Below are 12,438 nucleotides of genomic sequence, written 5' to 3'. Positions count from 1 at the left end.
AAGAGGGTGTTTTCGGAGATGTGGCGCATCCTCAGAAATCACGGGAGAATTGTTATATCCGATATTGTCTCGGAAAAAGAGGTTCCGGAACATATTGCGACAAACGACCATCTCTGGGGTGAATGTATCGCCGGCGCTTTAACAGAGGAACAGTTTCTTTCACACCTCGAACAAGCAGGATTCTATGGGCTACAGCTTCTCAACAAGATTTACTGGAAAAATGTGGAAAACCACAGGTTTTATTCGATTACAGTAAGGGGATATAAATTTGAAAAGACTGCAGGGTGTGTCTACATCGGTCAGAGGGCTATTTATCTGGGACCACTAAAAGCAATTGCTGATGAGGAAGGACATTTGTTCCCTCGAAATGACCCCATAGAAATCTGCACAGATACTGCAGAGAAGCTCACCAAACCTCCCTATGAACGGATGTTTATTATTACCGATCCTACGAGAGAGGTGAACGAGGATTATAGATGCTGCGTGGATGGGGGAAACTGCTGTTAGCAGGAGGGAAATTACGTAAATCCTATGCTCCTAATTTTTGTTAAGTATCCAGAGCCCAAGAAGGTAAAAACACGGCTCGCTAAGAACATAGGTTTTGAAAATGCCGCCATGTTTTACAGAAAGATGGCGGAACAGATCATCTACGACCTATCGAAGTTAGCTGACCATAGAAAGATCGTATTCTTCGACCCGCCCGAAAGAAAAAATGACGTAATGCGCTGGTTGAAATTTAATGGTCTATCATTTATCGCACAGGAAGGAAATTCACTTGGGGAAAAGATGTCAAATGCTTTCAGTCATGCCTTCTCGCTAGGAGCGGACAAAACAGTCATCATTGGAACGGACTGCCCTCAAATCACAATACAGACGATCTTAACAGCCTTCGAAAAACTCGAGACGTCAGAGGTAGTCATAGGTCCTTCCTATGATGGTGGTTATTATCTACTTGGATTAAGACGATTCATTCCGGAGATTTTTCATGACATCGATTGGAGCACAAATCTCGTATTTGATCAGACCATAAAAAAATTGCGACACAGTGGCATTAAGTCTGATTGTTTAGAAATGCTTAGAGATGTAGACACCATCTATGATATAAGCAACGACCAGCTTCTAAAGATTCGAAAACGAATTTAACGATGTGTTACACTTAATCATTATTATTCCGTTTATTCTGCTTTTGTATGTAAACGGCGCGAGTGATGGATCATGAGGTAAGATAGAGAGTTGTAAATGAAATGATTCTTACGCGATCAGTTATACTTCCAATATCCACCGTTATAGCTTATATTGTTTACTCAATCTTGGATAATTAAAAACGATTTAATTTTATAATATTTATCAGTTAATATAGAAACGGGAGATGGTTATGACAAATCCGCTGGGTCTATTAATCGCATTATGCTCTTTTATTTTGATTCTTTCATGCGAAAGGGGAGAAACTAAAACTACTTCAAGTGGTGAAATGCAAGATGCTAAGACCTTCTCTCTTCCCTCACTCAATGGAGAAAGGGATATAAATTTATCTGATTTCAAAGGAAAGCCAGTCGTCCTCAACTTTTGGGCATCCTGGTGCGCTCCTTGTAGAGAGGAAATCCCCTTTTTTGAATATACATGGAAGGAGTACAAGGAGAAGGGAGTTGTTTTTATCGGTATTGATGTAATGGATGAGAAAGGCGTGGCACAGAAATTTATAGAAGCTTTCGATATTACATATGTTAATCTACACGATCCCTCGGGTGAGGTGTCGAACGCATACGGAGTTGTCGCCCTTCCCGCAACATTTTTCATCGATAGAGAGGGTAAGATCACTAAAAAGAACTACGGGCCTTTTTTAGGAGAAGATGGAGAAAAAAACTTTATGAAATATCTAAAGGAGATTTCAGATTGACGACGTCGGTTGGGGAGGTCAGTTGGGTTTTTGCATTCCTGGCGGGAATTGTCTCATTTCTATCTCCATGCGTACTACCTCTTATTCCTGGTTATATATCACTCGTTTCGAAATTATCGTTTAACGAACTCACCGAATGCTCTACCGAGAATAGAATAAAGAAAATACTGATACCCAGTATTTTTTTCGTACTTGGTTTCTCGGTAGTATTTGTATTACTCGGCGCTTCCGCATCCTATATGGGAGTATTTCTAAGACAAAACAAAGTGCTTCTATTAAAGATCTCCGGAATAATAGTGGTACTATTCGGTTTATTCTCAATGGATATTATAAAAATTCCGCAACTCCACAGAGAACGCAGATTTAACTTACCTCATCGAAATCTCGGGTTAATAGGTACTTTCCTTTTGGGGTTCGCGTTTGGTTTCGGATGGACCCCTTGCGTTGGACCGATACTTGCGTCGATCCTCCTATACGCCAGCACGACAGAAGCAGCAGGAAAAGGGGCGGCGTTGCTTTTTGTGTACTCAGCGGGATTGGGTATACCTTTTATAATTACGGGACTCGCGCTTTCGACGGCCCTCGGGGCTTTCAGCTGGATTAAGAAGCACTATGGATTTTATAAGTTCGTAGTAGGAGGAACACTTGTAGCTGTCGGAATACTAATGGTGACAAACAGTCTATTCTACTTAAACATATATGGTCAGAAGGTTCTCGACCTGGCAGGCATTGACTTCTGGAAGAGCTTTTAACAAAACCAATATCTCAGTCGTCAATCTATAAGGTTTACGGAAAATCCTCCTTAATCCTCCTTTAGAAAAGGAGGAAATTAACGAAAATCCCTCTTTCTTAAAGAGCCTGTCATGAGTCCGTCGAATGAGGATATAGGGAGATTTTTACGTCTTCGTTCCTGATTTTCTTAATACTGAAACAAGTTCAGCACAGGCGGCAATTTTTGGAATGCCATTTAAGTCCTTTTCATTCTGAAAAGGACTAATCAATGAAATCGTATTCATTTTGTCCCCGAATTATGTAACATCTACAGCGATGACACTCTAGGTGGCACTCGAATAGCGGTCATTTGCGAGAGACTAAAAAGTCTCGAAGCAATCTCCTGCACTATTGACAGGGCGTTTCGTTATTCATACGGTCGTAGTATTGGGGTAGCAGATTGCTTCGCCACTCCTTCGACTCTGCTCAGGACAGGCCCTTCGCTAGGGCCCTTCGACATCCTCAGGACAGGCTCAGGGCTTCGGCTCGCAATGACGTTAATATGGATTGTCTATTGACTAGTTATATTTAAAATTTATACTTTATTTTCCCCTAAATAAGGTTGGGAGGTAAGGAACAATGCCGATTTTTGAATACTTTTGCAGAGAATGTGATAATAGATTTGAAAAATTAGTCTTAAATTCAGATAGCGGCGTTACCTGTGATAACTGTCGGAGCCGCAATTTGGAAAAACTATTCTCGACATTCAGGGTACAATCTGGGGAATCTAATTCTATGTCTGAATCTATGGCATCAGGCTGTTCATGCACTCCAGCGAGCTGCGGATGCAGACATAATTGATGAAAAATAACATAATAAAAATTCGTATTTTAAAAAAATCTCGGAGGACTAATATATCATGGCTAAAGCACCTGCCAGCAAAAGGGATATGAAACAAGCGGCGCTCGAGTACCATCGCATGGGGCGTAAGGGAAAGCTCGAGGTAATACCAACCAAACCCTGTGAAACTCAATGGGACCTTTCCCTTGCTTATACCCCTGGCGTTGCTGAACCATGCTTAGAGATAGAAAAAGACGAAAATCTATCTTATGAATATACAAACAGGGGTAACCTCGTAGGAGTGATATCAAATGGCACCGCAGTATTGGGTTTAGGAAATATTGGTGCATTAGCAGGTAAGCCTGTCATGGAGGGCAAGAGCGTCCTTTTTAAACGCTTTGCCGACATCGATGCTTATGACATTGAGATTAACACTGAGGATCCTGATGAAATTATTAAGACAGTAAAATACTTGGAACCTACTTTTGGCGGCATTAACCTTGAGGATATAAAAGCACCAGAATGTTTCTATATTGAAGAAGAATTAATAAAACAACTAGAAATACCAGTTTTTCACGATGATCAACATGGAACGGCAATCATCTCCGGTGCCGGTCTTCTCAATGCTTGTGAACTTTCCAATAAGGATTTAAGCAAATCAAGAATAGTTTTCAGCGGAGCAGGGGCTGCGGCAATCTCATGCGCTGAATTTTTCATAAAACTTGGAGCTCTAAGAGACCATATGATTTTATGTGACAGTAGGGGTGTCATTTACAAAGGACGGGAAGCGGGAATGAATCCCCAGAAGGAAAGGTTTGCGGTAGACACAAATTTGAGAACTCTTGAAGAAGCAATTAAGGGTGCCGATATCTTTTTCGGTCTTTCAGTCGCCGGGATGGTTACAAAAAAAATGGTGAAATCAATGGCTTATCAGCCGATTATATTTGCAATGGCAAACCCGGACCCCGAGATTTCATACGAAGACGCAAAAGACGCACGAAAGGATATTATAATGGCCACGGGCAGATCGGATTATCCAAATCAGGTGAACAATGTCCTTGGTTTTCCATTTATTTTTCGTGGCGCTTTAGATGTAAGATCTAGGGCCATTAATGAAGAAATGAAAATCGCGGCTTCACATGCGTTAGCAGACCTTGCAAAAAAGGGAGCAGACCATACAGTTGCAAAGGCCTATGGCGAGACGCACTTCGAATTCGGGCCTGAATACATAGTACCAAAGCCATTTGATCCGAGGGTACTTATTTGGGAATCGGTCGCTGTGGCCCAAGCTGCGTTACAAACCGGAGTAGCAAGGATAAAAATAGACATTGAGGAGTATAAGGATTCATTAGAACGGAAAGTTAAGGAAAGATTAAAAAAAGCCGTTTGAATATAAATACGGAATTATCGAGAAGGATAGCCAATCTGGTTATCCGTCCAATTTAGACCTTAGTGGAAAAATCAAGAATGACCCCCCGCAACAGCCAATACCTATAACAATACTTCTTGAATGAATAACCCTGGAGCTAGGTTCCTGGTTTATCCACCTTAGAAGACAGAACCGTGCGTTCGAGTCCTAAACCTCCAGGGGGGAGTTGAGCTCGCTTGATTATGAGGCTTTTGAATCGTAGAAAAAAAAGATACATGCACACGACCAGCATGTGCATGTATCTAATGAGAAAGCTTACACTTCAGGAGTAGATGAGTTAATACTGTGTAGTAACCGATACTCCCTCTGGTATTGATTCGTCTTTGCCATTTATGGATTGTGGCGTTTTAACCTTAGATAACCTTCCCTTCCATTGTACCGGATTCCCCTGCAAATCAACGGGTGTTTCATATTCAGGAAGATCAATTGGTTTGCTATTCGCATAAATCGGGTGCCTTCCATTTGCCTTAAACCACTCTTTTGTTGTTGCATTTTGGAATTCCTTTTCTACAATCCACCGCCATCCAATTCCTGTATTGTATGCACAGAAGGATATTTCTCCCATCTGAGTTCCGTAAGGTATTACGCATCTCTCAGTTCGTCTAAAGTCATAATTATATACATCCTGAAACCACATGGCTGCAATAAACATAACACCCCAATCAAATTCAGGATCCGTCGGTGTTCCAAAGTTCTTAGCACCCGATTGCTCAAGGAAGATATTTACGAGCTTACGGAAATCTAAACCTTTGGGAGCTTCGTCGGGCCGGTAGTTTCTCATGAGAGACAGGGCCATCTGCGCCTTTGCCCACTTGGGACCGCGATAATTATCTGCTATATCCAGCATATCCCTTAACAATTGCTTAAAATTGACAATCTTTGTTACCGGAACAACTTCCCTGGTCTGCTTATTAACCAATAGAACAAAACCAGCGCCACAGTTTGGATGGCAGCCACACTTCATTGAGCCCCAGGAATCGTCCATACCCCTGGTTAAGTCTACAGCATCTGCAAACGGTGCAAGTGCGGAAAGTGGAAACCAGTCCCTCATCGGGTCTATAACTCCGTCGGTATATTTTGAAATCTCGTGAGCCAGGTGAGAAGTCGTATACCTCTCTCTCTTTCTCTGATCATCTGGTATATTATCGTCTCTACCCGTAAACGACACAGGCTGAAAAGCTATCCCGGCAATCGTTCCAACATTATTGATTGCGAAATCGAGTATTGGTCCAACCTGGTCATTATTGATAGTGTTGACAATGGTCGGAACTATCATGACATTTATTCCCGCTTTACGGCAATTCTCTATGATTCTTTGCTTTACATCGAAAAGGTTAGCTATTTTTCTGTGGGCATGCGCTTGATTGCCTATACCGTCGAACTGGAGATAAGCTATTCGCAAGCCGGCCTCCTTTGCTTTTTCAGCAAAACCTGGCTCGAGGGCAAATCTCAAACCATTTGTTGCGGCCTGGACGGAAAAAAACCCAAGCTCCCTTGCAATCGTGCATGACTCGAGAAAAATAGGCGAAATGGTAGGTTCACCACCTGCAAACATAACGGCTGTTTGTCTTCTTGGTTTAAAATTTGCAGCGTCTGATAAGATTTTCCTCACATCATCAACTGTAAGTTCATGTACGTAGCCAACCTGGTTTGCATCCATGTAGCAGGGCCTACACATCATATTACAGCGGTTTGTGAGGTCCACGTTAAGACATGCCCCCCTGCTATATTTAATCGATGAGGCGCCATGGTTGCGAAGCATATTTTGGGGGATCGGCATATCATCACCCATAAATAATGATTCCATATGCAAGAAGAATTCTTTATCAATAGCAATTAAATCTTCACACCGCCCATGCCTTTCGCAGGTTTTTTCCATCAAAACCTTTCCATCATCCTCATAGATTCGGGCCTTCACCATCCCTGGATTGGTTTTTATTACATCCTGCCAGTTTATACGGTCTGCCTGTATATCATCCCTCAATTCTCTCACACAATGCGGGCAAAGAGAATCGGTTTCCCTGGGCAATCCAAGAGGGGGTTTTGTTCTCTTTTGCGATTTAGGAAGCGGAGCGTGTGCCCAGTATGGTTGGAATGGTTTGGTGGGCAAAAATTCATTTACTGCCTTCAAGCCTTTCCAGGTTAAATTAGAAGATGTACTCAATGTCTTTTCCAGGATTCTAATTAAATCCATTATAATCCCTCCTTGTTTTAAAATTACTAACCATTTTAGAGGATATGTATCATTATGTCAATACTTCATAACTATCCTAAATCATGAACAATCTTACGATTACCTCCTTCAATTTTAATTAAATTTGTCCGAAGATAAGACAAAAATCACATTTTTTCCCCATTAACGTACGTTAATACTTGATGTTCATTGTCATTTGACGGTTCGAGCTGATCTTAGAAGAAATTTTTAGCGCGAATGCAATTCCTGTCAGCAAAGACTCAAGCAGAATTCCTACTCGTAATTCATTTTAATCTCAGTAACCTATTATGTCATCTTGTGTCATCTTTTTGCTCCCTCCGCCTTAAGATACGTAATAAGGAATCAAACAGCGATTTATAATACAGAGCATTATACACCGGCCAATTCCTTTAATAGCTCTCTCACTTCGATAAAGGAAGGGATAGTAAACCTTGCCTTTGAAGGACCTAACCCAACTTTAATTGAATATGCCCGATCAGGGAGTGCCTCAAAGATATCTTCATCCGTCGAATCGTCGCCAATTGATAATATAAAATCCCACTTCTCCTTAGACAGCCAATACATTGCCGCCCTACCCTTACTTACCTCGGTATTTTTGATCTCAATAACCTTGTTACCCTCGAGAACCCCTACATTCAAGCTTCCAGTTATATGTAAAAGAATTTCCTTTAACTCCCCTACCCTAACCATAGCCAATGCCGGATCGGCTTTTCTAAAATGCCAAACCAGTGAATAATCCTTTTCTTCTATAAATGATCCGGGTGTCCGATCTACATAAATTTCAAGAATCCGCCTGATTTCTTCCTTCCATTTATCCGAGAGGTTTTCAATAGTTTTCCATCCTTCATCCTTAATCCATACCCCGTGTTCTGCGACTAAGCCATTAGTAAATTTATCAACCCAGCGCTCTAAGGTTTTTCTGTCACGACCACTAATGATGACCAATTGATTATTTTGTTTGGAAAACAGAGACGTCAGTGTCTTAACGAGGTCATGATCTGGTTCTACTTTTTCTGGGTTTTCGTTAAATGGCATTAATGTGCCGTCATAGTCCAGTAAAAATAAGCGATTCCGAGCTTTTGAATAATCGTCTGTTATCTTGTTTCTGAAATCCATGGATAATACCCTTGATTTCATCTGTCTCTGAATATCATCTATATGATCCAGTTTTTCCATAAAATCACCTGCCCATCTTCTAACATCATAACGTCTGAGTCTAAGTCGCATAGTATTGATGCGACTGGCCCTTTCGTCCGCAGGCATTTCTAATGCAAGCTTTAGAGCATTAGCGGTTGTTTCTACATCATTTGGATTTATGATAATAGCCTCAATCAACTCTTTTGCCGTTCCAGCCATTTCTCCAAGTATAAGTACTCCATTTCCGTCATTCTTAGTAGCTACATACTCCTTAGCAATTAAGTTCATACCATCCCTTAGCGGCGTAACAAAAATAACATCGGAAATAGAATATAAGGCTGCAAGATCATTAAATTCATATGAACGGTATAAATACCATATTGGCACCCATCCAATTTTGCCGTGTCGACCATTTATATTTCCAACAAGATTGTCTATTTGTTCCTTCAAGAGTTTATAACGCTTAACCTCTGTGCGGGATGGCACTGCGACCAGTATAAATATCACCTTGCCCTTGTAGCCGGGGTTTCTTTTTAAAAATAGATCAAAAGCTTCCAGCCTTTGAGGTATTCCTTTTGTATAATCAAGCCTATCAATCGATAAGATTATTTTAAACTCCCCACCTATTTCTTTCTGTAAATTTCTTATGCTTTTTTGAACATCAGGATTCTGAGCAGCGTTTGAAAATTTTTCATAATCTACCCCCATTGGAAAGGCATCAACCTTTACAGCACGGGAATGCACTGTGATTTGACCAAATGTATGCTCGTATCCTAATACACGACGAACACTTTCCAGAAAATGTCTGACGTAATCAAAAGTGTGAAAACCTATTAAGTCAGCGCCAAGAAGGCCTTCTATGACCTCCTTACTCCAAGGCAACAAACGAAAGATTTCTGAAGATGGAAATGGTATATGCAAGAAGAATCCTATTTTCGCCTCTTGTAACTTTTCCTTTAGGAGCTCAGGAAGAATCATCAGATGGTAATCATGTATCCAAAAAGTGTCCTCAGGCTCAGCTATCTCCATAATCTCATCACAAAATGCCTCATTTACACTTTTATAGGCTTTCCAATAATCTTTATCAAACAAGGCAAACTGAACAAAGTAGTGAAAAAGAGGCCAGACCGTTTCATTACAAAATCCGTGATAATAATCCTCAATGTCATTTCTAGACAGAAAAACCGGATGATAATTTTCAGGTTCTAGCAAAGCCTTTATATCCTTTGATTCAGGATTAGAAGGACTCATAGAAATCCCTGGCCAGCCTACCCATACGTGCTGTTGAGATTTCTCTAATCCCCCTAATGCAGTTACTAGACCACCGGCACTTGATTGAACTTTAAATTTCCCCTTTCGTTTAGTAATTGTTATAGGCAATCTGTTTGAAGCTATTATTAATTTCCCCATCATTTCTTAATCTAAGTTGATATTAACATTATATCAAGTTATTTATGGCTTGAGAGTTTCAAAAAATCTGCAAGCAATTACAAGGAATCATGTATAATATAGTCTTACCATGGGTTGAATCTAATCTCAGAATCTTGACAATTACTAATATAAATAATATATTTTGCTACAGATGAAGAAATTAAACTTGTTTTTGGTTGTAACTCTAATCGCATGCTACTCGGGCTTCGGGTCAAGATCGATCTCTTCTTCCTTTCCCTCGAGTAACTCAAATTGCCATTCCTTAAAAAAAGAAGATCACTCTCAAAATAGACATAAGAGCGATGCCACTATTTATTATTTAAACGAACACGTTACGAATCATGGAGCTTTCAGGTGTTGTTTTGTATCACTTAATAATGCTCCTCACAAGGATCATTTAACCTTTAAAGATTTAATATTAGACGCTTCATTCATTAAAAATTCAAGCCTTGAAATGAATAAGCATCTTGACTCAAGCTTAAGTGTTAATATAAGAGAACACGACCCACCCTATTTATTCCTGTCAAATTCTTCATTTCTAATTTAATTCCATTCCCACCGGTCTGACCTCTGTTTGGTAAAGGTATATCGAGACTGCAAGCTAAGTCCATCTGATTTTATTCTTCTACCCCAGAGGCATCGGGCAACAAACCATTCGCACTAGAATCAAGTCTAGAGTCTAGAAGAAGAAAAAAAGGAGAGATCAAATTATGTTTAAATTTAGAAAGCTATCTTTGAGTCTATGGATATTAATAATTTTTCTAACTTTCGCCACTTATTTTGATGTAAGTGTGATTGGTAGTGAAGTGACGATAAAGGGCACAGTAATAGACCCATTTTGCTTATTAACCATGGGCATGAAAGGAGAGGGTCACAGAGAATGTGCTCAACGGTGCGCAAAAGCCGGTATGAACCTAGCAATCATGGATGAACAAGGAAAAATCTATCCAATCCTCCAGAGGGAGGCTTTTACAAATCCCAATAACCCAGTTTTCGATTATGTTGAGAAGAAAGTGACTGTTAAAGGAGATCTAATCGAGAGTGGCGGCGTTAGTTATATCATGATTAAAGAAGTAAAGGACAATTAAGAAATGAATGGACGGTAGATGATAAATGGCCCTTTTCACAAAAGCCAGTTGTAAGTATAAATAGTTTTGGGGGTAAAAAATGAAATTACTTATTTCAGTAGTAAGCATCATGTGTATTATGGTAGCGAATTCTTATGCTGATGAGGTTACAACCCTTAAATCGCTTGTTGATGAAACCCTTCAGAATAACCCTGAAATAAAAGCTGCAAGAGCCAGGTGGGAAGCCTCTACAAAGCGTCCATCTCAGGAGGGTTCGCTGCCTGATCCAATAGTTGGAATTAATTGGTTTAACGTCAGTTTTGACAGAATAACGCTAAACGAAACGCCTGATAGTATGTTTTTATTCACATTCTTCCAAGAATTTCCCTTCCCTGGGAAGCTTTCACTCAGAGAGCAAACCGCAAAAGAGGAGGCGGAAGCTCAGGAGAAAATGTACGAAACAGACCTGAGAAGGGTTATAGCCGATCTGAAGGAAGCATACTATATCTGGTTTTTAGTTCACAAATCCATAGAAATTATCGCAAAGAATAAAGACATTCTTGAAAAATTCGAACAAATTGCTGAAGCGAAATATGCTGTGGGAGACGGAATACAGCAGGATGTATTAAAGGCTCAGGTTGAAGTATCAAGATTTATAGAACAGCTTGATCTTCTTAATGAGCAAAAGGGGATGGTCGAAGCAAGAATTCGGAGTATCCTGAACCGTCCACCAGATTCCCCACTCGGAAACCCAGAGACTGAAATTGAAAAATCTCCCTTTAACTTGACTACAGAGGAACTTTATAAGATAGCTCAAGAAAGAGCCCCCCTTCTTAAAGCAAAGGAAAATCTTATTGATAGAGAAGAAGAGGCTTTAAAGCTCGCAAAAAAGGAGTATTATCCCGACTTCTCTATTGGAGCTTCACCCGGCTTAATGGGAATACCAGGAGGTGGTGGAACACAAGGTGCGTGGGGAGTGACGTTCGGCGTAAAAGTACCACTCTACTTCTGGCGGAAACAAAGGTATGGAGTTGAAGAGGCAGTATTACAGCTAAAAGCAGCACAAGAGGATTTTTCGAGTACAAGTCAAGACATATCCTTTAGAGTAAAGGATCAATATCTGGTTGCTAAAACATCTGAAAATCTACTAAAACTCTTTGAAGAAGGAATAATTCCACAGGCTACTTCCTCTCTTGAATCAGCAATTGCGGGATATCAGGTCGGAAATATAGATTTCCTCACTCTTCTTGATAACCTCCTAACCCTTTTTAATTTCGAACTCACATACTATACGCACCTTACAAACTATCAAAAGGCATTAGCAAGAATTGAAGAGATTATCGATATGGATTTAATCAAATAAATCCAAGGAGGTCTAAAAAGAAAATGAGAAAGAATGGTTTAAATAAATTAAAAAAATTTGGTTTACTGGGAGTCTTGATTCTTCTCATATCAGTTTTTTCCCTTACATATAAATCAATGAATCGAGAAATCACTCAGGGAAATGATATGGTGGAGAGTACTGCTCAAGAGGAAATGCCTATGACTAATAAAGTAGTAGAAGAAAAGGTGGGGCACGAGGGTATGAATATGGAAGGGAATAAAGAAATGGAGACTCAGCAGAACCCCGAGGGCTATACAGAGATTAATATCACTCCACAAAGACAACAGCTTATAGGTGTAAAGACAGATGAAGTGATTACAAGAAATC

9 protein-coding genes and 1 pseudogene are annotated in these 12,438 nt (G+C 40.2%); 8 read left to right on the top strand and 2 right to left on the bottom strand.

Annotated elements, in window-relative coordinates; genetic code table 11:
- The 5 genes and pseudogenes from VGA95_07475 to VGA95_07455 all read left to right on the top strand — a co-directional run.
- Positions 1–507, top strand: a 507-nt coding sequence (locus VGA95_07475) for a ubiquinone biosynthesis methyltransferase UbiE (protein HEX9666387.1), incomplete at its 5' end; no start/stop codon positions are given.
- A gap of 24 nt (positions 508–531) precedes the next feature.
- Entirely contained in the window at positions 532–1,143 is a 612-nt protein-coding gene (locus VGA95_07470; protein HEX9666386.1) for a TIGR04282 family arsenosugar biosynthesis glycosyltransferase, read from the top strand.
- Between the two features lie 232 nt (positions 1,144–1,375).
- The gene (locus VGA95_07465) at positions 1,376–1,897 is read left to right on the top strand and encodes a TlpA disulfide reductase family protein (protein ID HEX9666385.1); all 522 of its coding nucleotides are present in this window, start codon (positions 1,376–1,378) and stop codon (positions 1,895–1,897) included.
- On the top strand, positions 1,894–2,649 hold the full coding sequence (locus VGA95_07460; protein HEX9666384.1) for a cytochrome c biogenesis CcdA family protein: 756 nt from the start codon (positions 1,894–1,896) through the stop codon (positions 2,647–2,649). Before VGA95_07465 ends, VGA95_07460 begins: the two co-directional genes overlap by 4 nt.
- Positions 2,650–3,557: 908 nt before the next feature.
- Positions 3,558–4,811, top strand: a pseudogene (locus VGA95_07455) (malic enzyme-like NAD(P)-binding protein).
- Positions 4,812–5,154: 343 nt separating this feature from the next.
- On the opposite strand, the gene VGA95_07450 reads toward VGA95_07455, so the two are convergent.
- The gene (locus VGA95_07450) at positions 5,155–7,071 is read right to left on the bottom strand and encodes a radical SAM protein (GenBank protein ID HEX9666383.1); all 1,917 of its coding nucleotides are present in this window, start codon (positions 7,069–7,071) and stop codon (positions 5,155–5,157) included.
- Positions 7,072–7,461: 390 nt separating this feature from the next.
- Positions 7,462–9,642, bottom strand: a complete 2,181-nt coding sequence (locus tag VGA95_07445; protein HEX9666382.1) for a bifunctional alpha,alpha-trehalose-phosphate synthase (UDP-forming)/trehalose-phosphatase — start codon at positions 9,640–9,642, stop codon at positions 7,462–7,464.
- Positions 9,643–10,370: 728 nt separating this feature from the next.
- On the opposite strand from VGA95_07445, the gene VGA95_07440 reads away from it, so the two are divergent.
- The 3 genes from VGA95_07440 to VGA95_07430 form a co-directional block, all read left to right on the top strand.
- Positions 10,371–10,748, top strand: a complete 378-nt coding sequence (locus VGA95_07440; GenBank protein ID HEX9666381.1) for a hypothetical protein — start codon at positions 10,371–10,373, stop codon at positions 10,746–10,748.
- 79 nt (positions 10,749–10,827) lie between these two features.
- On the top strand, positions 10,828–12,090 hold the full coding sequence (locus VGA95_07435; protein ID HEX9666380.1) for a TolC family protein: 1,263 nt from the start codon (positions 10,828–10,830) through the stop codon (positions 12,088–12,090).
- 23 nt (positions 12,091–12,113) lie between these two features.
- Positions 12,114–12,438, top strand: a 325-nt coding sequence (locus VGA95_07430) for a hypothetical protein (GenBank protein HEX9666379.1), incomplete at its 3' end; no start/stop codon positions are given.

The organism is Thermodesulfobacteriota bacterium (genome assembly GCA_036397855.1).
Lineage (GTDB): Bacteria > Desulfobacterota_D > UBA1144 > Nemesobacterales > CSP1-2 > DASWID01.
The sequence above is the reverse complement of the archived record's forward strand: the minus strand, read 5'-3'. Positions and strand labels throughout refer to the sequence as shown.

Excerpts from the sequence above, each read along its gene's own strand:
- VGA95_07470 (HEX9666386.1), top strand. The coding sequence starts at position 532 with ATGCTCCTAATTTTTGTTAAGTATCCAGAGCCCAAGAAGGTAAAAACA.
- VGA95_07465 (HEX9666385.1), top strand. The coding sequence starts at position 1,376 with ATGACAAATCCGCTGGGTCTATTAATCGCATTATGCTCTTTTATTTTG.
- VGA95_07450 (HEX9666383.1), bottom strand. The coding sequence starts at position 7,071 with ATGGATTTAATTAGAATCCTGGAAAAGACATTGAGTACATCTTCTAAT.
- VGA95_07445 (HEX9666382.1), bottom strand. The coding sequence starts at position 9,642 with ATGATGGGGAAATTAATAATAGCTTCAAACAGATTGCCTATAACAATT.
- VGA95_07440 (HEX9666381.1), top strand. The coding sequence starts at position 10,371 with ATGTTTAAATTTAGAAAGCTATCTTTGAGTCTATGGATATTAATAATT.
- VGA95_07435 (HEX9666380.1), top strand. The coding sequence starts at position 10,828 with ATGAAATTACTTATTTCAGTAGTAAGCATCATGTGTATTATGGTAGCG.